General features: G+C 56.2%; 24 protein-coding genes. 8 read left to right on the forward strand and 16 right to left on the reverse strand.

What is annotated here, in order from left to right; all coding sequences use genetic code 11:
• Positions 1 to 224 precede the first annotated feature (224 nt).
• Positions 225 to 1,268, forward strand: coding sequence for an IS110 family transposase (locus ACH3PB_RS16210; RefSeq protein WP_416396479.1), 1,044 nt, complete (start codon positions 225 to 227; stop codon positions 1,266 to 1,268).
• Between the two features lie 479 nt (positions 1,269 to 1,747).
• Here the strand turns inward: ACH3PB_RS16210 and ACH3PB_RS16215 are convergent, their stop codons facing one another.
• The 9 genes from ACH3PB_RS16215 to ACH3PB_RS16255 all read right to left on the reverse strand — a co-directional run bounded on the left by ACH3PB_RS16215 (position 1,748) and on the right by ACH3PB_RS16255 (position 13,111).
• Positions 1,748 to 2,035 carry a helix-turn-helix domain-containing protein gene (locus ACH3PB_RS16215; protein WP_416396480.1) on the reverse strand — a complete coding sequence of 96 codons (288 nt, stop codon included), beginning with the start codon at positions 2,033 to 2,035 and terminating at the stop codon, positions 1,748 to 1,750.
• A complete protein-coding gene (locus ACH3PB_RS16220; RefSeq protein WP_416396481.1) occupies positions 2,028 to 2,339 on the reverse strand; it encodes a type II toxin-antitoxin system RelE/ParE family toxin in 312 nt (103 codons plus the stop codon). Before ACH3PB_RS16220 ends, ACH3PB_RS16215 begins: the two co-directional genes overlap by 8 nt.
• 831 nt (positions 2,340 to 3,170) lie before the next feature.
• A complete protein-coding gene (locus ACH3PB_RS16225) occupies positions 3,171 to 3,632 on the reverse strand; it encodes a CBS domain-containing protein (protein WP_416396482.1) in 462 nt (153 codons plus the stop codon).
• A gap of 52 nt (positions 3,633 to 3,684) precedes the next feature.
• Positions 3,685 to 4,749, reverse strand: a complete 1,065-nt coding sequence (locus ACH3PB_RS16230; RefSeq protein WP_416396483.1) for an SDR family oxidoreductase — start codon at positions 4,747 to 4,749, stop codon at positions 3,685 to 3,687.
• A gap of 477 nt (positions 4,750 to 5,226) precedes the next feature.
• Entirely contained in the window at positions 5,227 to 6,627 is a 1,401-nt protein-coding gene (locus tag ACH3PB_RS16235) for an HDOD domain-containing protein (protein ID WP_416396484.1), read from the reverse strand.
• A gap of 116 nt (positions 6,628 to 6,743) precedes the next feature.
• Positions 6,744 to 8,972, reverse strand: coding sequence for an ATP-dependent DNA helicase RecG (recG, locus tag ACH3PB_RS16240; protein WP_416396485.1), 2,229 nt, complete (start codon positions 8,970 to 8,972; stop codon positions 6,744 to 6,746).
• The gene (locus tag ACH3PB_RS16245; RefSeq protein ID WP_416396486.1) at positions 8,954 to 9,931 is read right to left on the reverse strand and encodes a LysR substrate-binding domain-containing protein; all 978 of its coding nucleotides are present in this window, start codon (positions 9,929 to 9,931) and stop codon (positions 8,954 to 8,956) included. The genes recG and ACH3PB_RS16245 overlap by 19 nt, the downstream gene beginning before the upstream one ends.
• A gap of 186 nt (positions 9,932 to 10,117) precedes the next feature.
• On the reverse strand, positions 10,118 to 11,287 hold the full coding sequence (locus tag ACH3PB_RS16250) for a hypothetical protein (RefSeq protein ID WP_416396487.1): 1,170 nt from the start codon (positions 11,285 to 11,287) through the stop codon (positions 10,118 to 10,120).
• 132 nt (positions 11,288 to 11,419) lie between these two features.
• Positions 11,420 to 13,111: a glycosyl hydrolase family 18 protein gene (locus ACH3PB_RS16255; protein WP_416396488.1), complete on the reverse strand. Its 1,692-nt coding sequence runs from the start codon at positions 13,109 to 13,111 to the stop codon at positions 11,420 to 11,422.
• 206 nt (positions 13,112 to 13,317) lie between these two features.
• On the opposite strand from ACH3PB_RS16255, the gene ACH3PB_RS16260 reads away from it, so the two are divergent.
• Positions 13,318 to 14,352 carry a hypothetical protein gene (locus ACH3PB_RS16260; protein WP_416396489.1) on the forward strand — a complete coding sequence of 345 codons (1,035 nt, stop codon included), beginning with the start codon at positions 13,318 to 13,320 and terminating at the stop codon, positions 14,350 to 14,352.
• Here the strand turns inward: ACH3PB_RS16260 and ACH3PB_RS16265 are convergent.
• From ACH3PB_RS16265 to gmk, 4 genes are all read right to left on the reverse strand, one after another.
• Positions 14,349 to 14,732, reverse strand: a complete 384-nt coding sequence (locus tag ACH3PB_RS16265; protein WP_416396490.1) for a RidA family protein — start codon at positions 14,730 to 14,732, stop codon at positions 14,349 to 14,351. The two genes, ACH3PB_RS16260 and ACH3PB_RS16265, sit on opposite strands and share 4 nt — an antisense overlap.
• A 69-nt stretch (positions 14,733 to 14,801) precedes the next feature.
• Positions 14,802 to 16,925, reverse strand: coding sequence for a RelA/SpoT family protein (locus tag ACH3PB_RS16270; protein WP_416396491.1), 2,124 nt, complete (start codon positions 16,923 to 16,925; stop codon positions 14,802 to 14,804).
• Between the two features lie 88 nt (positions 16,926 to 17,013).
• On the reverse strand, positions 17,014 to 17,223 hold the full coding sequence (rpoZ, locus tag ACH3PB_RS16275) for a DNA-directed RNA polymerase subunit omega (protein WP_416396492.1): 210 nt from the start codon (positions 17,221 to 17,223) through the stop codon (positions 17,014 to 17,016).
• 60 nt (positions 17,224 to 17,283) lie between these two features.
• On the reverse strand, positions 17,284 to 17,994 hold the full coding sequence (gene gmk / locus ACH3PB_RS16280; protein ID WP_416396493.1) for a guanylate kinase: 711 nt from the start codon (positions 17,992 to 17,994) through the stop codon (positions 17,284 to 17,286).
• Positions 17,995 to 18,157: 163 nt separating this feature from the next.
• Between gmk and ACH3PB_RS16285 the strand changes: the two genes are divergently transcribed.
• The 3 genes from ACH3PB_RS16285 (at position 18,158) to ACH3PB_RS16295 (ending at position 20,042) form a co-directional block, all read left to right on the forward strand.
• Positions 18,158 to 18,463, forward strand: a complete 306-nt coding sequence (locus tag ACH3PB_RS16285) for a SlyX family protein (protein ID WP_416396494.1) — start codon at positions 18,158 to 18,160, stop codon at positions 18,461 to 18,463.
• Between the two features lie 81 nt (positions 18,464 to 18,544).
• A complete protein-coding gene (locus ACH3PB_RS16290) occupies positions 18,545 to 19,342 on the forward strand; it encodes an esterase/lipase family protein (RefSeq protein WP_416396495.1) in 798 nt (265 codons plus the stop codon).
• Positions 19,343 to 19,526: 184 nt separating this feature from the next.
• Positions 19,527 to 20,042 (forward strand): hypothetical protein, encoded by a 516-nt coding sequence (locus ACH3PB_RS16295; protein ID WP_416396496.1) that lies wholly within the window; start codon positions 19,527 to 19,529, stop codon positions 20,040 to 20,042.
• Between the two features lie 75 nt (positions 20,043 to 20,117).
• Here the strand turns inward: ACH3PB_RS16295 and ACH3PB_RS16300 are convergent, their stop codons facing one another.
• Positions 20,118 to 20,984 (reverse strand): YicC/YloC family endoribonuclease, encoded by an 867-nt coding sequence (locus ACH3PB_RS16300; RefSeq protein WP_416396497.1) that lies wholly within the window; start codon positions 20,982 to 20,984, stop codon positions 20,118 to 20,120.
• A 202-nt stretch (positions 20,985 to 21,186) separates the two neighbouring features.
• Here ACH3PB_RS16300 and rph point away from each other — a divergent pair, with 202 nt between their 5' ends.
• Positions 21,187 to 21,903 carry a ribonuclease PH gene (gene rph / locus ACH3PB_RS16305; RefSeq protein ID WP_416396498.1) on the forward strand — a complete coding sequence of 239 codons (717 nt, stop codon included), beginning with the start codon at positions 21,187 to 21,189 and terminating at the stop codon, positions 21,901 to 21,903.
• On the opposite strand, the gene ACH3PB_RS16310 is transcribed toward rph, so the two are convergent.
• Positions 21,900 to 22,673: an exodeoxyribonuclease III gene (locus tag ACH3PB_RS16310; protein WP_416396499.1), complete on the reverse strand. Its 774-nt coding sequence runs from the start codon at positions 22,671 to 22,673 to the stop codon at positions 21,900 to 21,902. The genes rph and ACH3PB_RS16310 overlap by 4 nt on opposite strands.
• 90 nt (positions 22,674 to 22,763) lie before the next feature.
• Between ACH3PB_RS16310 and pyrE the strand changes: the two genes are divergently transcribed.
• Both pyrE and ACH3PB_RS16320 read left to right on the forward strand, forming a co-directional pair.
• Positions 22,764 to 23,417: an orotate phosphoribosyltransferase gene (gene pyrE / locus ACH3PB_RS16315; RefSeq protein ID WP_416399477.1), complete on the forward strand. Its 654-nt coding sequence runs from the start codon at positions 22,764 to 22,766 to the stop codon at positions 23,415 to 23,417.
• A gap of 106 nt (positions 23,418 to 23,523) precedes the next feature.
• Complete coding sequence (locus ACH3PB_RS16320; protein WP_416396500.1) at positions 23,524 to 24,183, forward strand: DUF4124 domain-containing protein; 660 nt, start codon at positions 23,524 to 23,526, stop codon at positions 24,181 to 24,183.
• Positions 24,184 to 24,267: 84 nt separating this feature from the next.
• On the opposite strand, the gene ACH3PB_RS16325 is transcribed toward ACH3PB_RS16320, so the two are convergent.
• The gene (locus ACH3PB_RS16325; protein ID WP_416396501.1) at positions 24,268 to 24,645 is read right to left on the reverse strand and encodes a hypothetical protein; all 378 of its coding nucleotides are present in this window, start codon (positions 24,643 to 24,645) and stop codon (positions 24,268 to 24,270) included.
• Positions 24,646 to 24,784 lie beyond the last annotated feature (139 nt).

The raw sequence follows: 24,784 nt of genomic DNA on the forward strand, positions 1-24,784 counted from the left end.
TACAAGGAAAGCAATGTGGCGGAGGGGCTTTTAGCTTAACGCTTTGCTCAGCTGCACAGCGGTTGTAGTGGATTTTTGTGCAACAATGAGCGGAGCGAATGCACAAAAAGGAGCGTAAACCGCTGTGTCAGTTGAAGCAACTTGATACTGATTGAGCCTTCTCCCCAGCCCAGCGGTTACCCGCTAAGCTGGACGGCGACCAAGCACGACATGGGAGAAGACTCATGAACTTTTACCATAGCACCCACTTCCATTATTGTGGAATCGATTTGCACGCCCGCAGTCTGTATGTCTGCATCATCGACCAGGAAGGCGAGGTGTTGCTCCATAGGGAAATCAAAGCCCAGCCGGAACCATTACTCGCCCTGCTCGACCCCTTTCGTGATGACCTGGTTGTAGGTGTCGAGTGCATGCACTGCTGGTACTGGATCTCTGACCTGTGTGAAGAACATGGCATTCACTTCATTCTGGGCCACGCGCTCTACATGAAGGCTATCCACGGTGGGAAAACCAAGAACGACCGCATCGACTCCTTCAAGATCGCCATGCTCATGAAGGGCGGCAATTTCTCGCTCGCCTACGTGTACCCCAAAGAGATGCGGGCGACTCGGGATCTGCTGCGCCGACGGACTCGCATCGTCCAGCACGGGGCCATGCTTAAAGCCCATGTGGTGAACACCACGAGCCAGTACAACCTGCCCCCGAACAAAGTGAACCTGAAGAACATCGGTGCCCGCGAGCAGGTTCGCCTGGCGTTTACGAACCAGGATGTGCTGCAGAACATCAACTTCGACCTGGCCATCATTGAGTGTTATCACCGTGAGCTGGACAAGCTGGAAGATCATCTGGAACAGCAGGCCAAACAACATGATCCGGCCTCACTGAGTGTACTGCGCACCATTCCCGGTGTCGGCCGTATCCTGGCGCTGACCATACTCTACGAAATCGGCGATATCCGGCGGTTTGAGTCAGTACAAAAGTTCGCTTCCTACGCCCCGCTCATCAAGTGCAAGGCCGAGTCCGCAGGCAAGGTCTATGGCACCCAGGGCAACAAGATTGGCAATGCCCATCTGAAGTGGGCCTTCTCAGAGGCCGCCGTGCTTTACCTGCGGGGCAATGACAAGGCCCAGCGCTATTTACAGAAACTGCAAAAACGCATGAACAAACCCAAGGCACTGTCCGCACTGGCCCACAAGCTGGGCCGCGCCGCCTACTTCATGCTCAAGCATCAGAGGGTCTTCGATGAACAACGATTCTTGAAGGGTTAGTCACGCCACGGGGTGAGTGTGACGTCTAACTGGATCATCCAGGATGATACCTGAACGCCGGCAGTCCACTGACTGGCACTTGATGCCGAACCGGCCTTCTATCACCGCAGTTGAAGCCAGTCGCTTGATTAGCCACCCCGTGGGCGTGCCTTAATACCATGAGCCAGTGCGCTTACACCGGTCCTGAGCCTGAAACTAACTGGAGCTCTACAACCAGACCCTTGAATAGTGCCAGTGACCGGTTAACCGATGAACGTCTGGTGCCCCTGACCCACCGATGGAACGACCGGTCAGGCAGTGGTCCAAAGCCACGTAAGAGAGCCCCTATATGTGTTTGCTGTGAGTGCCTGACAGCCTCGCGAGACTGACGAAGCAGGCGTTCTAGCTCATGGATTTAGGATGGCCGCTGGCGCGGCCAAAAAACCACTATTGCCTATTGACCCCGAGAAGGCTCATATGTGTTACATCGAGCCGCACGATTAGTGCAGCTGACCAAATACTTCAGGATGCTGGTCGGCGATTCGAAGAAGAGCTACAGCAGGTCCTTGGGGCTCTCGGCGCCCCTGCTCCCAGTCTTGTAAAGTCCGTATGCTAACGCCCATGAGCCCAGCAAATGCAGACTGCGATAACTTGAGCCTTGTGCGGATTACTTGCGGGGGGGATGGCTCTGAAAGCTCTCGAGTACGCAGGTTCGTATTGCCCTTCTTGTACTCTTTGATTTCATTGATACCTTGCAGGATTTCTGACCCAAGATCTCTGCTACTCATTTTTGATTGCCTCGGCTATCTGTTTGAGCATATGCCCGGGAATCGAAGCTCGCTCTGATTTACTGTACAGCGTCAACATCCATATTTCGTGGTCTGACTTCTTCCAGTAGTAGATCGCTCTCACACCGCCGCTCTTACCTGAGCCACTCGGCGCCCATCGAACCTTTCGGACGCCGCCTGACCCTCTAATGAGATCGCCTGCATCCGGCTTCTGCAGAAGATACACCTGCAGAGCATGGTACTCTTCGTCGGTGAGATAATTCCCCAGAAGCTTCGTGAACGTTGTGGATTCGATGAATAGCATGCGGAGAATATACGGCAACGCCGTATGTTTGGCAACAGCCTTTCACCTGCCTACCTGAGATGTAACGCTTGGTTCTGCTGCGCTGAGCGCAGCGAAGGTACCAAGGCGCACCGCGCCTTGGCGACTGCAGCAACCACTTGTTAGAAGAGCGCTCCCGCTATCGTCAGCGATACCGAAAGCATTACGCACATTAGGATAACTCCGCCGAATACCCACCCGTTCCCCATGAGCTTTCTGTAGAGCTCAGCCATCTCCTGAGCAGTCATAGGATTAGAAACAGTCATTCCTGTCCGCTCGAAAGCCACTACCCGATAAAAAATATAGCCAAACATGCCGGCCAGACAAAGGGTAATCCCGACCAGGGACAATAGGTTGTTGTTCACGTCTACTGTGAAAAGGCATAGCGCTAAAGTTATTGCAAATAACCCCACGAGCGCCACTCTAGCTCCACGCAACTTTTGAAGATGAACCTTTTCCATTTTTAACCCCGAAACTGCTCTAGCTACTGAAGCCTACTAACAGCGTATTACATTGCGCGCTCACTAAGCCCGCCATCCTCTTTCTTTAAGCCTAGCTCGAACCAATCAATTAACCACCGTAAAATCAAGCAGCTATCGCTTCTGAACAACTCGCCTAAAGCCAAGGAGGCTCGCGAACAAAGCGGCACAACCGAGCGCCTGCGCAAACCGAGCACAATGCTGCTCACTAAGTCCAGCCCGCCCTAGAGAAAGCGCTTATACAACAGCGCCTTGAGACGCGGTGACAGTCTAAAAGAAAGCACCAACTCACGGGCTTACAAAGCAGCGGCACTCGAAATCGCTTCAGCGCACCTCAATCGTTCTCCACCGGAGACTCCCTCTCCAGGCGCTCGAGCAGCTTCAAAGTCGCCCTCACAAAATCGTGGTTGGTCACTATGCCAACAAGCTGTTTATTGCGGACAATAGGCAGGCAGCCAATCTTGCGGTTGATCAGGAAATTTGCGCCATCGGCCATACCGGTCTCTGGCGAGGCGATCGCGACATTTTTCGTCATGATTCGTTCAAGAGGAATGCTGGCATCGTGTTCAGCGCGCTCGGCTTCAGACATCGCGTAGATATCGGAATCCATTGCGGCGAGCAGATCACTGCGGCTGACCATACCGACCAGGCGCCGCTTTTCCGGGATCTCGTGTACCGAGAGAATAGGGATGTGTCGCACACCCCATTCTCTCATGGCTTTCCGCGCATCCAGCACTGAATGCTCTGGTGACAGTGTACGCACTGGCGTGCTCATCATTTCCTGCATCGTTACCATAAGCCGAGTTCTCCATTACACCTGTACTCGCACTGCTCCCAGGCGGGAACAGCTATTGTTTCCGGTGATACGCTTCATCATAACAGTTCAGCGCAGCATCGAGCTGCGTGTCGAGAAAAGGCATGCGCAGATCGAACTCGCGGGCCTTACGACTATCCAGGCTGACATCAGCCGGTCTGGCTGCTTTCAGTCTGGCCTGCTCACGCAGGCCACTCTGGATGCAGTCCGTGGCATTGGTGGCCGCTTTGATCAGTGTAGGGTGTACAGGTCGACGATTGCTGACTTCGGCGTCGGCACGCGCTTCGCAAAACTGACGGAGGCGTTCCGCCAGTTGCAGCAGGAAATCATGGCGCGACACGGTCTGCAGGCCGCCAAGGTGCAACAGCAGATTCTGGTTTCTGGGTACAGTTTCAGCCAGCTGCAGAAGGCCACGGGCCGCGGCGGCGTAACTGATGGTGGAGCGGTACTCGTCACTGAACCCGGTTACGGTCTCACCTGAGGCCCAGCGCTCCAAAATACCCTCCATCGGGGACAGCTGCAGCCGGCCATGGCCGAAGAGCAGGGGCAGGCGGCAGATAATGCCTTTGCATCCCGCGTCCCTCACTGCCTGCTCTGCAGCGACCTTATGTCGCCCATAAGTGTTCACCGGACGAGGCGGTGCTGATTCGTCGTAGTGGCCGAGGAGGCCGTCGAAGACGAGATCAGTCGAGGTAAAAATCAATGGACAGCCGGTTTCAGCGCACAGCGCAGCCAACAAACGTGTACTTTGGACGTTAATCAGTTCAGAGGTTACAGGATCCTCTTCACAGGCCTCCGGCGAACTCATGGCGGCGCAGTGCACGACGAGTTGAGGCTTGAACTGCCGGAACAGGGCGGTGAGCATTTCTGAATCGCAGAGGTCGATGCGGGCACGCCAGCTTGCCAGCGACTCCGGGACAGGCCGGCCATGGCTGATGGCGTAAACTTCGTAGGCAGAGGCGGCCTGGAAGCAGACTTCACTACCGAGATAGCCGCTCGCACCGGTCACCAGTAGACGGGGCCGACGACCTGACTGTTGCTCATCACTGCCGAAGGCGTCGGTTTGCCCGAGGGTGTTGGACTGTGGGCCTACTGGCATGTGAGGGAGGCTCCACCGAATCGCAGGCATAAAAAAGCTCTCCTCACTGAAACAGTGGGAGAGCTAACAATCACCGCCATAGCACTAACGCTTATCCTTTGCGAGTTTCGCCCTCGCAACGAACAGAGAGTTAATATACCAATAACCTTGATATATGCCTGATACAAAGCCATTATCGGACCATGTTTTTAAATTGTCTTGAATTGCAATAAGTTATATAAGCTAGGATGTCAGAAATCTCCCCGGATAGATGCCAGACCCCTGATTCAGGCTGGAGACTGTAAAGTCATTCGACAATCCTATAACAGCGTGGTCGGCCCCGCAAACATCCCGCAACCACCGCCCAACCTGCAGTTACCTGAGGCTGTATTCGGTTACAGAAGCACCGGTAAAGTTTGGGATATACGAACACGACGAAGCCAGCAGGCGGATAGCCTGCTGCTGCGGAAGCCACTGATTCGAAAGGATGTAAAAAAATTAGACGTCTGGGGCGAGCTGACTGGCGAGACTCTGGATTTCGTCTGACATATCGAACAACGTCTCGGCGACCGTATCGGCAGTCTCGCGCGACAGATCAAGGCTTGCGAACAATTCGTCAGGAATTTCGACGACGGGACCCTGACCAATCCCCTGCCGACGGAGTAGTTGGGTGGCCAGGAACAGGACTTTCGCGATCTGTGATGGCGAATCTTCCGGACGCACGTTTTTCTGCTGACGGAGTGCATCGACAAGTTCATCCGGCATATTCCAGATATACATCAACCGGCTACCGATCTGCTCCCGGTTCACCCCGAGCACATGCTGTTCACAAAGCTCCGAATCCAGATGCGGATTCGCTTCACAGATGCGATTCACCTGTTCGAAGTGCGGTGGAAACACATGGGCCAGCACGAGATATCCGAGGTTGTGCAGCAGTCCGGCCAGATAACACAGTCCGCGATCAGGTCGCGCTTTTCGCGGAATGGCATCAGCCAGTGCGCCGCTGAGAGTGGCCGTCCAGACCGCCTGCTCCCAATATGGCGTAAACCCTTCAGGAACATTTCTTGGCACCCTGAGCATGCTGCCCAGCGACAGACCGATTGAAAGATTCATGACAAGGTCGTAGCCCAGAACGCGCATGATGGCGTCGTGCACCGAGCTGATCTTGCCTGGCGCCGCATAGAACGATGATCTGGCCCAGCTGACGACCTGCGCCGCAAGGGCGGGATCGGTTTCGACAATATCGGACAGATCATTCACGCCAGCATTAGGATCGACACGAAGCTGGATAATGCGCTGCGCCGTCTGGGGCAGAGGCGGGAGCTCGAGCGTATCCTGCAGACGCTTTTCGATTCTGAGACTGGTCAGGCTCTGTATCGCCTTGACGATCTGCTCGACGTCCTTCTCGGGCGCGTTGCGATTGACCCGCAGTGACTCGATCGGCTGCCCGAACGACAGAACTCTCGACTTCTTGTGCATACTGGCGAACAGAGACCGGTCAAGCGCTATGCAGCTGTCATCATGCTCACCATCAATGACCACCTGGTCCTGTGACATGAGCGACTTTTCGACAACGCAGGGCATCCGGGTGATCGCAGGAATAGCTGGAATACTGCTCCAGCCGAAACGTGAGGTCAGCACGTCCGTTTCGCTCACTGAAACCGCGCGAAGATCGCGGCCCAGCTGCTGGTTGAGGTCTTCGAGGTCCAACAGCGCGTTCACAGGCATAAGCACCTGTATGCGCCCAAGCGCATCATGGAGCACCTGGCTCCTGATGCGCTGCTCAGGGCGTACATTATCCGGGTTGATACTGACAGGTCGTGCAAGGGGATTGGCCGAGGGTGCGACTTCATCTAGAAGCGAGGAATACACCTGCTCTACTGCGTTTGGAATAGCCATGCGGTTACCTGTGCGACTGTCGTCATCGTGGTGAGTCATATACAGGAAATTCTAGCAGTAGATCGAAGAAACACACGTTTGATTGGCGTCGGCCTGACGCCACCTGAGCACTTTGCTCAGACCTCGACGAACTGCATCCGGTGCTGCAACCAGCGGGTGCTCAGTTCAGACTCCAGTGCCGGCGTGGCCGCGGCTGCCAGCTTCTTCACCAGTGGCAGGAGGTGCTGATCACGCTGCAGATCGGCGATTCTGAAATTCAGCGAGCCGGCCTGCCTGACACCGAGCACTTCACCCGGCCCGCGGATTTCAAGATCCTTTTCTGCGATGTAGAAGCCATCGTGACTCTCGCGCATGGTCTGCAGGCGCTGTTTCGCCAGCTGCGACAAAGGCGCGTCGTAGACCAGCAGACAATAGCTCTGCTTGGCACCCCGCCCCACGCGACCCCTGAGCTGATGCAGCTGCGCCAGACCCAGCCGCTCAGAATTTTCGATTACCATCAGACTGGCATTGGGCACATTGACCCCCACCTCAATGACTGTGGTGGCGACCAGCAGCTGAATCTCGCGGGCCTTGAACTGCTGCATGACCATACGCTTGTTTTCTGACTTCATCTGCCCATGGACGAGCCCTACATTGAACCCGGGCAGAGCGGCGGCGAGCATGGTCGCGGTTGACTCGGCCGCCTGGCTTTCGACAGCCTCCGACTCCGCCACCAGCGTGCAGACCCAGTAAACCTGAGCGCCTTCGGCCAGAGCATAGGCAATGCGTTCGATAAGGTCGTCACGGCGCTTGGACGGCACGACACTGGTCTGGATAACTTGCCGGCCGGGTGGAAGCTCATCAATGACGGAAGTGTCGAGATCGGCATAGATACTCATCGCCAGCGTACGCGGGATGGGGGTAGCGGTCATGACGAGCTGATGCGGCTGACGACCTTTGTCTTTCAATGCAAGGCGCTGGCCGACGCCAAAGCGGTGCTGCTCGTCAATAATGATGAGCCCGAGCTGCCTGAACAGGACGTCCTTCTGAAACAGCGCATGCGTGCCGATAATAATCTGGGCGCTGCCGCTGGCGATGAGTGCCTTCACAGCCTTCTTCTCGCTGCCTTTCATTGAACCGGTGAGCAGTTGCACGCTCACGCCGAGGGGCTGGCACCAGCTACGGAAGCTCTCGATATGCTGCTCGGCCAGCACCTCGGTAGGCGCCATCAGCGCCACCTGTAGACCACTATCAATACAGTCGAGGGCCGCAAGTGCGGCGACCAGCGTTTTCCCTGATCCGACGTCACCCTGCAACAGGCGCTGCATGGGCTGTCCAGTGGCCAGATCGGCACGAATTTCCTGCATTACCCGCTGCTGTGCCCCAGTCAGGCGGAAGGGCAGTGCGTCGAGCAGTCGACGGCTCAGTTTTGGTTCAGCGTCCACAACGAATCCATGGCGCGATTTCATCTGCCGGCGCAGGCGCAGCAGGCTGAGATGATGTGCAAGCAGCTCTTCCAGCGCGAGCCGATCCTGGGCAAGCTCGATTGGCGACCGGCTGGTATGTGCTAGCGAAACCTGCTCAGCTTGCCCACCTGTCGTCTCCTCAGCGTTGCCAAGGCGCTCGGGTTGGTGAACGATATGCAGAGCCTGACTGAGCCCACAGGCAAGTACGGTTTGTTCGGGTAGGGTGATATCACCACGCGGCCTGGGCAGATGCTCGATGAGTGTCGCCTGACGAAGCAGGCCCAGCGATTGCACGACGAGCTGACGCAACTGAGTTTGCGCAAGGCCGGCCAGCGCTGGATACACGGCCGTCAATCGCGGCGTACTGAGGCCCGCGAGCGCAACCCCGCTTCCACCTGGATTCTGGACCTGGTCGCCCTCCGGGGCCTCAGAGCGCCCTTCTGATACGACTTCCGGCATGACTTCAGGATGGTAGAACTCGACACCATTGCGACCGGGCCGCGGCTCACCGAAAAGATCCAGCATTACGCCCGGCAGATACAGGTTTCGCAAGGCAGCCGAAGGGTAGTAGAAGCGCAGACCACAGGTGCCGGTGGCATCCTGCACCCGCACGAACAGGCTTGGCCGCCGGCCCTGCTCACTTTGCGCGCTCACGACAGTACAGCAGATGCGGCAGCCGCGGCCGATTTCGAGGCCGGCGATAGGCACCACCCGGGTACGGTCTTCATAGCGCAACGGCAGGTGCAGCAGCAGGTCTCTGACTGTCATGATGCCGGCCTGTGCCAGCTTTTCGCTCAGCGCAGGACCTACGCCCTTAAGACACTCGACAGGCTGCTCGATGGCTTGTTCACTGGCTGGCGCGGCCTTGGCCACGCCCTGTTTCAATCCAGTATCCGACACTGCCCCGCCGCCCTGGTGAGCACATCGATGGCCTTGGGCCGCGGAAAACTCACTCGCCAGGCCAGTCCGACGGTTCTGAATGGAGAGGGTGATTCGAATGGCCGCACGGTCAGCACGCCGGGGCTGTACCGATCCGTGAGCGCAGCTGAGGCCGGCAGCACGGTAATACCGAGGCCTGAAGCCACCATGTGACGAATGGTTTCGAGGCTGGTCCCCTCGGTCATCAATCGGCCAGTGCCGCTCTGCACCTGGCGCGGATCACTGCGCTGGGCACTTCGTTGCTGCCCCATGCCCTGACCACGATCCAGATCGCGCAGTCGCTCGGTAAGCTGGGGGCAGGACTCGATAACCTGGTCGCGGAAGCAGTGCCCGGGGCCGAGCAGCAGCAATTCGTCTACCGGAAGCGCGTCGGTGGGAATGGCCTTGAAACGGGTCAACGGATGATCAGCTGGCATCAGCACCACGAAAGGCTCGTCGTACAGCGGCTTGGTCAGCACCTCTGGCTCCGTGAAAGGCAAGGCGACGATGATGGCATCGAGCTCGTTATGCCGCAGGCGCTCGCGCAGGGCCGAGGTGTAATTTTCTTCGATATACAGGGGCATGTTCGGTGCCGCCTGCCTGACCTGCGGTGTCAGGTGGGGAAACAGGTAAGGTCCGACAGTAAGAATGGCGCCAAGTCGAAGCGAGGAGCCAAGTTGATCCTTGCCAGACTGGGCAATGTTCTTGAGCACGCCGATTTCGTCGAGGACATGCCGCGATTGCTCAATGATGCGCAATCCGATATCCGTAATGGCGATGCTGCTCTTGCTGCGCTCGAACAAGGTGATGGCAAGCTCGTCCTCGAGCTTCTTGACTGCCACACTCAATGTAGGCTGACTAACATGACAGCGCTCTGCTGCACGACCAAAATGTCGCTCTTCAGCCAGCGTGACGATGTAGCGCAGTTCGGTAAGGGTCATCGGTCGGGCACTCCTGAAAACCTGGGCCGTCGCGGTTGCGCGCCCTAGGTCAAGATATATAGCCTTAGCCAATGTATTTCAATTATTTCGATAGTTAAAGACTTTTTATCCGCATAATCATCACTTCATGCTGGAACGATCCGCAGCAGGCGCTGCGGATCGTGTTCAGGGCTTTGAGCCGAAGAATCAACGATTGGTTCGCAGACTGGCTGCATGATCTGGGAAACGCGCCCGGATTGACTCAACACCTTTACGACCACCAAAGATAGCGGCAATAAGAGAGGCAAGCGTGGCAAGGAACAAGGCCCATGCCAGTCCAGTGGCATAGCTTGAGGCTGTATCCACCGCACGTTTGAAAGCCTTTATTTCCTTTCTATAGGCTTCTGACACATTGTCTACTACTGATTCCACTTCCTCATCTGACAGAGTGGTCTCCTCTGTGAGCGTGGCTTTCGCAGCTTTCGTATCGCCGCTGATGAGTTGCTTGGCTATTTCTGCGACCGTATCCGAATCAAGTTGGCCAATGGTTCTCTGAACCTCCTGCTGGCTCACTTTTGACCCTGCAGCAGAGGCAATACCGCTCGTGGCTTCGGCATATTGCTGCTGAACCATCTTCCGCACGTCCTTGATATCGGTATTGTCTTCAATGGCGCGTTCCAGCCCATTTACCAGACTGTCCACCTGACGATTGTTGAGATCAGTCTGGCTTCGGAAGGCCTTCTTTGCGGCGTCGGTGTCGCCTTCAAGAAGTAGACTCGCGATAGACCTGAGCGCTGCACCATCGAGCTGATCAAACGCTTGCGTGGCATCTTCCTGACTGATGCCATCGCCAGCTTCGGCTTCCGACGCAAATTGGGCAGCCTCCCGTCTCAACTGTTTGCCGATCTTCTTCATGTCACCTGGATCGACAAGCGCTTCGATGGCAGACGCTGTACCCGTTGCTGCGCTCGAGCCAATCGAGCCTGCTGCGGATAGCACCGACTGCCCAGCTGATACCACACCACCCGTACCGAACGCTGCAAGTACTACAGTCACCACGACCGCTGAACTCCAGAGCGTCAACGCCTGCAGCATGCCCTGCTGTTCATCGATATTTCTGGCCAGCCTGGTCGTCATATAACCAGCAGCGTAGTAAGTAACGATGCCTGAGAGAATGATCCAGATAAAAGTACCAAAACCAAGTCCGTTACCCATCGCTGCCATATCTGAGGCGTCCGCGATACTTACACCGATCGCTGTGCCCAGCAGAAACAGCAGCCAGTTGGCTGCTAAAAGAAACACCAGTCCGGCGAACACTGCCTGCCAGTCCACCGATTTCATCGCACTCGGGAGTGTTGAGAGAGTTTTATCTTCCATAGTCCGCTCCTGCTATTGAGTAGGCCAAATCGGCTACTCTTCGTGTAACAGACTTACGGAAAAAATGCCCCTCAAGTGCAATTTTTTCGATTGCAGGCTCATGTAATGCTCTTGTGAGTACTAGAAAACGAGTTATTTGCAGTCGAGACAGCTCCACTCGACGACACCACTGCCAGAGCCAAAACGGTCCATCGTGTGTTTCTCGATATCAATGAGGAAGCCCGTCTCACGCGAGTTGGCGGTGCAACAGCCGTTGCAGTCAGAGTCCGAGCACATGTCGTAGACCTTGACGTCAATCGACTTCGAACCCTGCCGCAGACGCAATGTCTTCAACTTGTAGGCACCAGCATCCTTGGAATGCACTGCAGCGATGTTGTTCGCGCTCACCCAATCCTGCGATTGCTTGCCGTTTAGAAAGGCAAAGTAACCGGCCCACATACAGCCGTTGTAGTTTACGCACTCGTCACTGCCAGGATCAGGATACGAGGTGTAGTTGGTGAGGTTGGCACGCTTCCAGACCAGGCCGGGGTCAACGCCTGGGGCTGGTGTATAGGGGTCCCAGTACCAGGTGCTGATGGTTGGATCGTAGCCTGGATTGGCGTGTTCGGCGATGTACAGTCTGCCGTTGAACCTGACCACTGCGCCTTTCGCATACTGTGTGCCCGCCCGCCATTCCGGATAGGTGGGCGTGCCGCCGTTCCCACCGCCAGTGCTGGTGTAAGGGTTCCAGAACCAGGTGCTGATGGTCGGGTTATAACCGGGGTTGGCGTGCTCTGCGATGTACAGCTTGCCTTCGTATCTCACGATAGCGCCGACGGCGTAGTACGTGTTGCTGTTCCAGTCAGGATAGTTGTCGCCCGGGGTGCCACCGTCGTTGTCGCCACCATTACCACCGCCCGCTGCATGGCCGACGGTGTCCCAGATGGTCTTCATCAGAGACAGATTGTCGCGGGTATCCTGCGAGATTTCCCAGAACATGATGCCACCGGCCTCATTCAGTGCGAGTTCCGACTTGGCCTTGATTGTGGGCTGGCCGTTATAATCCAGACCACCAGCGTTGTCGACCTGCGCAGCACCGGCGCCATAGCGGGCAATGATGTCGCGATAGGCGATATAGTTGGTGCGCGAGTAGAAGGGCACGCCAAGCACGGCCTTGCTCTTCGGCAGGCCCTCGCTGAACTTCCAGTGCGTCAGCGCCGCTTGTGCCGCCTGATAGGTCGAGTGTGGGTAGTTCAGGTCGTACACCATCAGATTGAGAAAATCGACGGCTTCGATGACAGCAGAATCCACGCTACCGGGCCAGTCGTTGTGGGTCACCGCTGCTGTAAGCAGCTTGCCACGCGGCTTGAGCGCACGGCTGAGATCCTGCATCAGCAGCCTGAAGTTATTCGCTTCGGCACCGGCATCCGGATACTCCCAATCGATATCCACGCCGTCCAGGTCATACTGATTGACGAAGTTGACGATATTGTTGACGAAATTTGCCCGGTAGCTGCTGTTGGCTGCCAGGCTGCGGAAAGCGGAGTCATCGCCATCGTTCCAGCCGCCGACGGCAATGAGCACTTTCACGTTCTTCGCATGTGCCTGGCTGACCAGGGTGTTCAGACGCGCGCCACCACCTTCCAGGGCCTGCAGACCACCGCTATTGGTAGGCAGCACGAATGAGTAGTTGATGTGGGTCATCCGACCGTAGGGGATACTGTTCACATCGCCCTGCCATGTGGGGAAATAGCCGACCACCTTGAAGGCGGCGGCCGGCCCTGCTGCAAACAGCGCAGCGAGTGCCAGCGTGAGCACGCTGCGTTTGACGCTCCTCGAATTCATATCCCTGTGTTCCTTTTTGGCTCATAGTCGTTGAGGGGGGGTTCAGAACGCTCTAGGGTAGGCGCTATGCTAAGTTTTCGAATCGTTCAGAAGGTCGGCTTGTACTCAACCGTTTGGATGAGGCTGCATCGCTGAGGGGTCTTGAGCAAAGCGCGCCGATGCGCCATTCTGCCAAACCGCCCAAGCCTGGAGAGGTACTGCCCACGATGATGACCGGATCAGCACACACAGCAGAACTGCTACTGCTGGGCTACGGCCAGCTCAATAGCGCCCTCGCCAATTTGCTGCTTGATGAGCCACTACAGCAGGGTGCCATCGCTAGCCGGCTTAGAATCTGCGCGGTTTCGCGCTCACGGCGTGACCTGGTGACACCAGCAGGAAGTCCGGTGGACCTCGAACATGTGGCGATGGATCTGCGGAGCCCGGATTTCAGCAGGCTGCCTGAACGACCGCTGGCCATCGTCTACTGCCTGACGCCTTCAGAAATGAGTCCAAAAGGCTATCGTGAGGCCTATGTAGCGCCTCTACGGGCGATATTGGCTCATTATGAAGCTGCGCTCGCGCGCTCAGCCGACGATGGGCCGGCACCACATGTCTTCTTCATTTCCAGCACCGGCGTCTATGCTCAGGAGGACGATGTCGAGGTCACCGAGGAATCGCCCACGGCACCTACACGATTCAGCGGGCAGATCATGCTCGAAGCCGAGCAGCGGTTGCAGGCAAGCACGCTGCCGGGGACGGCCGTGAGATTCAGTGGGATTTATGGACCGACTCGGCTGGGGATGCTGCGCGGAATTGTGGCAGCCGCCTTAGGGCAGGCAGCAGACGCAAGTTCGGGAGGGGAACAGGAAACACCTGACCGTTCGCCATTTACTAACCGGATTCATGACGCCGACTGCGTCAGGGTGCTGAAGTTCCTGTTGCAGCGGCTGATCGATGGCAAGCCACTCGACGCGCTGTATCTGGCGAGCGATCCGTCGCCGACACGGCGGGCGGAAATCGTCGATCGGCTCGGCGACCACATTAGAGAGCTGCCACCACAGCAGCGTGAGCAGCTGGCATCCCACTTTGGCGATAGCCTCAGTAAGGGCGGCCTACCTGAAGGCTCCGGTCGTGCCAGCAGCAAGCGCTGTATACCAGAGCGCCTGCGGCAGGCAGGCTTTCGATTCCTCTATCCGGACTATATGAGCGGCTACAGTCACATCATCGAGGGCTTGTGTGGCGGCCCGGAGCGGTCCTAGATCACCATGACCGCGTCCATTTCCACCGGCACGCCCTTCGGCAGCTGTGATACCCCGATAGCCGCACGGGCTGGGTAGGGATCGCGGAAATAGGTGGCCATGATTTCATTCAGCTGGGCGAAATTGCTCAGGTCTGTCAGATAAATATTAAGCTTCACGATATCCGACAGCTCGCCACCGGCAGCGCGGCAAACGGCCTGCAGGTTCTCGAAGACCTGAGTGGTCATGGCTTTGAAGTCGCCACTCACAACTTCCATGGTCGACGGATCGAGTGGAATCTGGCCAGATAGATATACAGTGTTGCCAGCCTTCACGGCCTGCGAATAGGTGCCAATAGCGCTGGGTGCGTCGTCGGTGTGAATGATCGATTTATTGGTCATGACTATGAATTCCTCATGCGTTTGCGTGATAAGTTTCTTGGAGTAAATTTGAAGTACAGGTTTGCGTGATCAGTGCCGCTTGTAGCGAGCCAGGCTGGTAACAACCTTCAGGTGCCTGAGCTTCCGCATCACGCGGGCCAGGTGATTTCTGCCCTGCACATTGAGCAGCACCTTGATGACGACATGACGGGCATTCTGCTCCATCACCTGAATATGTTCGATACTGCTCTCGGCCAGCGTAATGGTACTGGCCACTTCAGCTATGACACCGCGCTGCTTTTCGGCTTCGATGCGCAGCTCCACCACGAACTCGTCGGTGATGTTCTTGCCCCAGTGCAGCGGTATGAAATTGTCAGGATCTACCAGTAGTTCACGCAGGCGTTCACAGTCGGCGGCATGAATGACCATGCCCTTGCCTTCCTTCAGATAGCCGACGATGGGATCACCGGGAATCGGCTTACAACAGCGCGCGAAGGTAAGCACACTGTCTGCAGTGCCTTCAATCAACAGTGCCGAATGCGCCTCCTGCGACGGACCCTTCGGCACAACTTCATCGACACTGTCCGGAATACTCAGCAACTGACGCGCCACGATAAAGGGCATGCGGTTGCCAAGGCCAATTTCCTCGAGCATCTTATCAAGCCCGGTAAGCGAGTTGTGCTTCAGCACCAACGCGATCTGTGCGTCGCTGATGGACTCCAGTTTGTAGCCCAGGTCTTCCAGCGCCTTGTTGAGCAGCCGGTAGCCCAGGTCGCGCGCCTCTTCGAGCTGGATTTTCCTGAGATGATGGCGAACTGAACTTCTGGCCTTGCCGGTAACTGCGAAATCCATCCAGGCATCCTTCGGCATGGCGCCGGGGGTGGTGATGATCTCCACCGTCTGGCCGCTCTTCAGGCTGACACTCAGCGGCGCCAGATGCTTGTTGATGCGACAGGCAACTGCCGAATTACCGACATCGGTATGAATGGCATAGGCAAAATCGATCGGTGTGGCGCCAGCGGGCAATTCGAGAATTCGGCCCTTGGGCGTAAAGACATAGATCTCGTCCGGAAACAGGTCGATCTTGACGTGTTCAATGAAGTCGAGCGAGTCCGAGGTCTTCTCACGCAGTTCGAGCATTTCTGTGACCCACTTCTGCGCCCGTTTCTGCTGGTTATCAGCCAGGTCAGAACGTTTGTAGAGCCAGTGTGCAGCGATGCCCGACTTCGCGACCCGATCCATCTCCTCAGTGCGGATCTGCACTTCGATATTGACCTGCGAATTGAATAGCGTGGTATGCAGCGATTGATAGCCATTGGCCTTGGGCAGGGCGATGTAATCCTTGAAGCGACCAGGCAGCGGCTTGAACAGACTGTGGACCACGCCGAGTATGCGGTAACAGTCGTCCGTGCTTGAAGTCACCACTCGCAGCGCATACACGTCCATTATGTCCTGGAACGACGAACGCTTCAGCTTCATTTTCTGGTAGATGCTGTGAAGATGCTTCTCGCGGCCTTCCACCCGGGCCTGGATGCCCCTCTCACGCAGGCTGGTTTCGAATGAGCGCTGGATCTCTTCGATGATGCCAATATGGTTACCGCGTAGCTTGCGTACCGCTTCCCGGATGTACTTGGCCCGCATCGGATACATGGCGCCAAAGCCGAGGTCCTCCAGCTCCGTGCTCACCGAATGGATACCGAGGCGATGCGCGATGGGTGCGTAGATATCGAGGGTTTCAGTTGCGATACGGCGACGCTTCTCAGGCTTCAAGGGACCAAGCGTTCGCATGTTGTGCAGGCGATCGGCGAGCTTGACGAGAATGACGCGGATATCGCGCGACATGGCCAGCGCCATCTTCTGAAAGTTCTCGGCCTGGGCTTCTGCGCGGGATTTGAATTCGATCTGGGTCAGCTTACTGACACCGTCCACGAGTTCGGCGACTTCGCGGCCAAACTGGCCATCGATGGCCTCTTTCGGGATACCGGTATCTTCGATGACATCATGCAGCAGGGCGGCCGCAAGGCACTCGCTATCCAGTTGCAGGTCTGCAAGGACATTGGCTACAGCGAGAGGGTGGGTAATATATTCTTCGCCACTCTGCCGATACTGGCCATCATGGGCCTGTTCGGCATAGTAGTAGGCACGCCTGACCCGGTCCACTTCCTGTGGATCGAGATAGCTACCCAGTCGATCTGCGAGAATTTCAATGGTCATGCGTAGGAATATAACGCAGACAGCCTGTCAGGCATAGACATGCATAACAGGCGCTGACATGACGTGCCTACATCAAGTTCTGGCAATCTCAGTCGTCGAGATCTTCTATGGTTTTCTTGGTGATGAGGCCCTTGGCAATTTCGCGCAGGGCAACCACGGTAACCTTGTCATTCTCCCAATCGACCTTGGCATCGCGCACGCCGTTGGCGAGCTGACGTGAACGCTTGGTCGCAAGCAGTACGAGTTCGAAGCGGTTTTCAACGTGATCAAGACAATCTTCGACAGTGACTCGAGCCATGAACAGGACCTTTGGGGAAATTAAACGGGCACGAAGTGTACAACATTCAGGCCAGCTGTATCAATGGCCGGTGTCGGCGCCACAGAGATCACTCAGTATGTCTGCCAAGGCAGGCGCCTGCCGGGCAAGACTATGTCGCTCCGCCAGGAACACCGCAGCCAGGGCTTCCAGCGCCGTATCGAAGTCGTCGTTCACGATCAGATAGTCATATTCAGGATAATGCGTCATTTCCGAGGACGCCTTGCCAAGACGCTTCGCAACGACATCATCGGCATCCGACTTGCGATTGCGCAGCCGCGACTCCAGCACCGTGAGCGAGGGCGGGAGAATGAAAATCGACCTTGTTTCTGGTCTGAGCCGCCGGACCTGGGCGGCGCCCTGCCAGTCAATTTCAAGGATGACGTCGATACCGCCCTTGATTTGCTCATCAACCCAGTCTGAACATGTGCCATAGAGGTTGCCAAAAACATCCGCCGATTCCAGAAATGCTCCGGCAGCCTGCCGTTCAAGGAAGTCCTGCTGGGTCACGAAATGGTAGTGCTCACCGTCGACCTCACCCTGACGAGGCGCACGCGTCGTGTGGGAAACCGATACTTTAAGCTGCTTCTGACGCGCCAGCAGCGCCGTGACCAGACTCGTTTTGCCTGTCCCTGAAGGCGCAGAGATGACGAAGAGCTGCCCATGCACGCGACTGTCCGCAGGTCTCTCCACAGGATCGCCTGATGCTGGATGAGCCTTGTCGTGAGATACTGGGGCTGATTTAGCGGTCATGATATTTGGCCGTATGACAGAATGTGGCTGATGGGCGACCGGACCCCTTTTGCGGATCGGCTGCTATGACGATATACAAGAATAGCCGGTCTTGGCCGGTTCGGGCCAGTCTGATGCGCCCAATCTCCCAGTTGACGAGAACTCCAGGATACATGTTGCTGATATGAATAAAGCTTATCCAGACGGTCTTGATGACCATGATCATGGGGCTGCCAGGACGACTTCAGAGCAGTCTGGTACGGACTTGGACGATCGACTGCAACAGCTCGAGACGGCACTGGCAGACCTACAAAGCCGATTTCTGTTTCAGGAGGACACGCTGCTGCAGCTCGACGATGCCCTGGTGGCGCAGCAGAACACGATTGATCGCCTCGAAAAGATGCTGACCGATTTTGCCGACAAGGTGGACCAGCAGCTGCACGACCGACAGGGCGGATCACCAGAGCACGAAAAGCCACCGCACTATTGAGACGCCTGAGGTCTGCTGATTGACGCACCCAATCATAGTCGACGTATTCCTTAGCAAACGTCGGACGAAGAGGGTTTGAAGATGGCAAAAACCAGCATATTGCCGCCAGGGCGATTGTTGCAGATCCGGGAATGCACCATGGGTCTCGACCTCATGCACTACGTCGCTGCCTCCGCCTCGCCTTTCAGCGACCGTTTCATCGGCCGACGTGCCTATAACGCCTTTCGGCGCCCGGTAAACAAGCGCACGGCGCTGCTGGTTCCCGGATTCGGTGGAGGCCCGCGTTCATTGTTTGCGCTCAAACAGACGGCTGAAGACGCGGGCTACCAGGCCTTCGACTGGGGCCTGGGCACCAATAACGGCGATGTTCGCCACTTCCTGCCCCTCGTACAACAACGCCTGATCGAGCTTGCCGAACGAAGTGGGGAGCCGGTTACGCTGATTGGTTGGAGTCTGGGCGGTTACATCTCACGTGAGGTCGCCCGCGACCTGCCCCAGCACGTCCGTCAAGTCATTACCCTTGGCACACCGGTGGTTGGCGGCCCCCGGTACACCATCGTGGCCAAGTTCTACGAGAGACAAGGGCACGATCTCGAAAAAATTGAAGCTGAAATCAAGGCGCGGTACGACGACCCGATTCAGGTGCCTGTGAAAGCCATCTATTCGAAACGCGATGGCGTCGTCTCCTGGGAAGCCTGCATCGACCACTGGACCCCTGACATCGAACATATTGAAGTCCGTCAGGCGCATCTCGGGCTCGGCTTCTCACCTTCTGTCAACCGCATCGTCAGCCGTCTGCTGACGGCAGCCGACAAGCTATCGGAAGTATCGGAGCCGAAAAATTCCAGCGCGATGTCGAACGTCGTTAGTGGTGGCTGACGTACGATGCTCCCGTGCACCGTTTTAAGTTATTAATTTTTAAAGCATGAACGCGACATTACAAATTCATTACAGCGTAGGTAATTGCCGAAGTTTGTTAATCACTACGCCTTATCGGCGGCGTAGCAATTGGGTGAGTTACGGAAGTTCAACCCAAAACAGCGATTATCGAACTGGAGTTACTATGAACATTAAAGGGAAATTCGCAATTGCCGCCCTGTGCAGCGGCCTGTCAGTTGGCGCCGTTGCTGAACCGCAGACCGGAGATATGCTTTTGACACTCGCTGGCTCGGGTGCAAGTAACAAGGATTTCGAGGCGAATGTTTTCAATCTGAGCTTCGACTACGGTAAGTTCATGTCACCGGAATCTGTTGTCGGCGTGCGCCAGAGCGTCGGCATTGCTGATACCGGCGACGACAATAACTGGAATGCTGCAACCCGAATCTTCTATGACTACCACTTTGGAACCACGCAATGGCGTCCGTTCGTAGGTGCGAACATTGGTGGTGTCTACGGTGATGGCATTGAAGAAACCGGTTTCGCCGGCCCCGAGGCTGGCGTGAAGTACTTCGTCAAAGATGACACCTTTGTTCAGCTACAGGCCGAATATCAGTTCTTCTTTGATTCCAGCGATGAGGCCCAGGACAACTTCGACGACGGTTCGTTCGTTTACAGCCTCGGTATGGGTATAACCTTCTAAGGTTTTCCCTGCTGATAGAAAGGCCGTTACTGTTAGTCAGTAATGGCCTTTTTTTATGGCCACGCCTGAATCAGGCTACTCGATGTTCTGGATCTGTTCTCGCATCTGCTCGATCAGCACCTTGATCTCCACCGCCTGCTGACTGGTCGAACTGGCAAGCGATTTGGAGGACAGGGTATTGGCTTCGCGGTTGAGCTCCTGCATAAGGAAATCGAGACGACGGCCAACCGGTTCGTTCTTCACCAGATTATTGCCAATTTCCTTGAGATGGGACTCCAGCCTATCGAGCTCTTCAGCCACGTCGGCTTTCTGCAGCATGATCACGAGCTCCTGCTCAATACGATGATCGTCAATCTGCTCCTGAAGGTCGGCAATCCGTGCACGTATGGCATCAGCCTGACGGTCCATGATGGTGGGCAGTTGATCACGCACGGCACGAACCTGGGCGCGGATGCCATCGATCCGGGATTCGATCATGGGCAGTATGCGGGCACCTTCGCGAGCACGCATGGCGCATAGCTCTTCCAGCGCCTCTGCAAACAGCGTGAGCGCATCCTGCTGTATCGACTCCAGATCTTCTTCAGTACGCTGCCACACGCCGGGGAACTGAAGTATGTCGAGCGCGCTGATATGGGCGGGGTTGTCGAGGATACGGGCGATTCGATCCATGGCCCCATGAAGCTCAGTGACGAGTTCGAGATTAAGCTCGATGGGCTGTACCTCTCCGGAAGAGGCTTCGTAGCGCAGCATGCACTCCAGCTTCCCTCTCTGCACATGACTACGCATGATGGAGCGAAGCTCGGTATCGATCTCCCGAAAGCCGTCTGGCAGGCGTATCGAAGGCTCCAGATAGCGATGGTTCACCGACCTGAGCTCCCACACCAGTGTGCCGGACTCGGTCTGAGATTCCTTTCTGGCATACGCCGTCATGCTGTTCAGCATCGTTTGCTCCAGTTGTTGTTATGGCTGCTTCAGCGATCATACAGTCGCGCGAGATGGCCTGCCATAGCCGGCAGATCATCATGAGCACCATGCCCCCATGGCCGGGATAGGCTGGCAACGCTGTGGTATGATAGCGTCCCCATCGCGGAAGTCAGCGTCAAGGGCTTCCGGAAATGAACACTGAACAGAGAAACGAGACGATATGCGCCCAAGCGGACGACAGAACGACGAAACCAGAGCAATTACCATTCAGCGACAGTTCACGAAGCATGCCGAGGGCTCGGTTCTCGTTTCTTTCGGCGACACCAAAGTGATTTGCACTGCGACCATCGAAGCAGGTGTGCCGCGTTTTCTGCGTGGTGAAGATCAGGGCTGGTTGACGGCTGAATACAGCATGTTGCCGCGCTCGACCAACACGCGTAATCAGCGAGAGGCCGCAAGGGGCAAGCAAGGTGGTCGAACGGTGGAAATTCAGCGACTAATTGGCCGAGCGCTTCGTTCCGCCGTCGATATGAAAAAGATGCCGAATGTGTCGATCACACTGGATTGTGACGTCATCCAGGCTGACGGCGGCACCAGAACGGCGTCGATTACCGGTGCTTATGTTGCGCTTGCCGACGCCATCGCTTTCGGTATGGCAAAAGGCCTGCTGAAGAAGAACCCGCTCGTGCACAAGGTGGCTGCGATTTCTGTAGGCGTGGTCGGCGGCGTACCGGTGCTGGATCTCGACTACGTCGAGGATTCGAAGGCAGATACAGATATGAATATCGTCATGACCAGCGCAGGCGGCTTCGTTGAAGTGCAGGGCACTGCCGAAGCAGAACCCTTCACTGGCGCCCAGTTTGCCGAGATGTTGAAGCTGGCGGAGGTGGGCTGCCGTCACATCTTCGAAGTGCAGGAAGCCGCGCTGAACAGCTAGTAAGGAATGTCGTAATCTACGACGACCGGAAAGTGATCCGAAAAGGTTGCGTTCCGGTCAATCCAGGCCGCTTCAACGGTACCCGCCAGTCCTGGCGAGGCGATCTGATAGTCGACCCGAATACCAGGCTTACGCTTCGACATGGCACAGGCTTCTGGCTGCCAGCTGAACTCTGAAGTACCTTTCTCCACAGCCCGGAAGCTGTCGATATACGCCATCTCGTCAAAGATCTTGTCCAGCATCGCCCGCTCCGGCCCCAGGAAACCGGAAAGCTCCGTCTTATGGAAGATCGGATCCGCGTCCGTGACCAGGTGCGCTGTCTGCAGATTACCGCAGAACAGGAACTGTCGACGCTTGCGCAGCGTCTTGTTCAAATGCGCTGTAAAAGCCTCGAGAAAATCGTTTTTCATATCCTGCAACGGCGGATTCGTCAGCGCGTCCGGCAGAAGGAAAGACGACACACTGACCGCATCGAAGTCAGCCTGTAAGAAGGCGCCACGCATGTCGGCCTGTGGATAGGCAAAGCCCATCATGATGGCCTTCGGCACCTGGCGTGTGTAGATGCCTACGCCACCGTCTTCAAGATTTTCACCATCGAGGAAATAGCCTTCATAGCCATCCGGTCTATACGGACCGTCTTCGAGTTCATAAACCCGCATACGGTGATCCTGAATACAGATGACGTCAGCATCAGCTCCCTTTATCCAGTCGAAAAAACCCGCTTCGATTGCTCGTTGCAGACCGTTCAGACTGACCGTCACAACCCTCATCCGATGTCACCTGTCCATTATTCGGTGTATGATACTAAACTTCATTTCTATTCATCAGTTCTATTCAGATTCGTCTTCAATTACAAGTATATGCATAATTTTCAGAAAAACTTCATCGAATTTGCCATTCATTGCCAAGCCTTGCGCTTCGGGCGCTTCACGCTGAAATCGGGCCGAATCAGTCCGTATTTTTTCAACGCAGGTGCTTTTAACACATCAGGCGCGCTGGCGCAGCTGGGAAGTTTCTACGCCAAAGCGCTGCAGGTTTCCAGCCAGCAATTCGATGGACTCTTCGGACCTGCATATAAGGGCATCCCCCTGGCCACTTCAATGGGCGTGGCTCTTTACCGCGACCACGGACTCGATTTGCCAGTGACCTTCAACAGGAAAGAGGCCAAAGCACATGGAGAAGGCGGCGTACTCGTCGGTGCCCCTCTGAAGGGCCGGATTCTTATTGTCGACGATGTCATCACTGCCGGTACTGCCATCCGTGAGTCCATCACCATCATTCGTGATTCGGGCGCCGAAGCAGCTGGGGTGCTGGTTGCCCTTGACCGCCAGGAAACCGGCCCCGACAGCAAGCAACGCCTCTCAGCGATCGCTGCCGTGACTCAGGAATTCGGCATTCCCGTCACACCTATCATTACCCTTGCCCAAATTCTCGACTACCTCAACGAGCATCCGGATCTGGGCGAGCACCGCGATGCCGTGGCGGCATACAGGGCAAATTACGGCGCCGCCTGACCCGCGCCGGCAGGCTTCGCCATCCGCTGGCGTGGCCGCTTTGACTGTCCTGTACTACACTCAGAATCTGACACCAATTCAAACTGGCCAGGATTCCGACCTCACCATGACAGCACCGTTGTACGCCGCTGGCGCTGCCTTGCGCCGCTGGCAGATGCTCACACTGGTCATATTGACCTGCCTGCTGGCGCCGCCGTTGCAAGCTGAAGTCGTTTACTATCGCTACAAGGACGCCAACGGCATGACCGTGCTCGGCAGCTCCGTCCCCCCGGAACTGGCCCGGCAGGGTTATCAGGTCGTCAATATTCGCGGCCGGGTCATTCGTGAGATCGCACCGGCACTCACTGAGGATGAACTAGCTGAGAAGGAGCGACTGCAACGTGAAGCCGCAGAAGCCCGACGAAAGCAGATCGAGCGACGCGAGCAGGATCGTGCATTACTTCAGCTGTATCGCACGCCGGCAGACGCCGAGCGGGCCAGGGATCGACGCCTGCAGGAACTGGACGCGCTCATTCAGTTCAAAAAGAACCACCTCAGTTCACTAAGCAAAGATCTCTTGCAGTATGAAGCAAAGGCTGCCGAGATAGAACGCCTCGGCAGACAGATCCCCCAAGCCGTACTCATTGATATTGATCGCACTCAGAAGAGCATCGGAACCCTTGAAACTGAGATCATGGAAGCTGAGCGTCAGGCTACTACTGTGAATGCAGAGTTCGTCGCCATTATTTCACGACTACAATATCTGCAGACTCTGCAGAGTCAATAAAAAGCCGGGCAAAACCCGGCTCTTCATGCTCGCTTCGAATGCAAGCCATGCAGACTGGCAATCAACCAGCCTGCAAGCTCAGCACTAGAGCGCGTCTACTGCGTCTTCAACCTTGCGGGTCGCAGCCTTGGTGTTGCGCTTGACGCTGGTCCGGGCCTTGTCACTTACTTTCTTCGCATCAGCTTTAACTTCTTTTTCGGAAGTTTCGAACTTGGCGATCAGGTCCTGTGCAAACGCATTGACCTTGGTGTTCAGGCCGAGAACTGATGAGTACAGTGAGTCGAGCGCCTTGTCGTGCTTGGCACGCAGGTCCTTGACTGAATAGCTTCGGGCTTCTGCTTCGATTTTCTCAGCGTACTCGAAAGGCTTGGCAATCACTGCGCGATGCTGCTCTTCGATTGTCTTTACTGCTTTTTCGACAGCTTCCTGAACCTGTTCCTGATATGTCTTGAGCTTGCTCATTGTAAAACTCCGTTTCTAATGTCTGAGGTGCAGTTCATTCCGGTAGTCACGCAGGCGTGAAGAAAAACCGGAAAGTGCTGCTATGCCATTTCAGGCCAGTCGAGTCGTAGAACGTCTCAATCTGGCTCGCGATCTTAAA

This window comes from Allohahella sp. A8 (assembly GCF_047946665.1).
Taxonomy (GTDB): Bacteria; Pseudomonadota; Gammaproteobacteria; order Pseudomonadales; family Oleiphilaceae; genus Allohahella.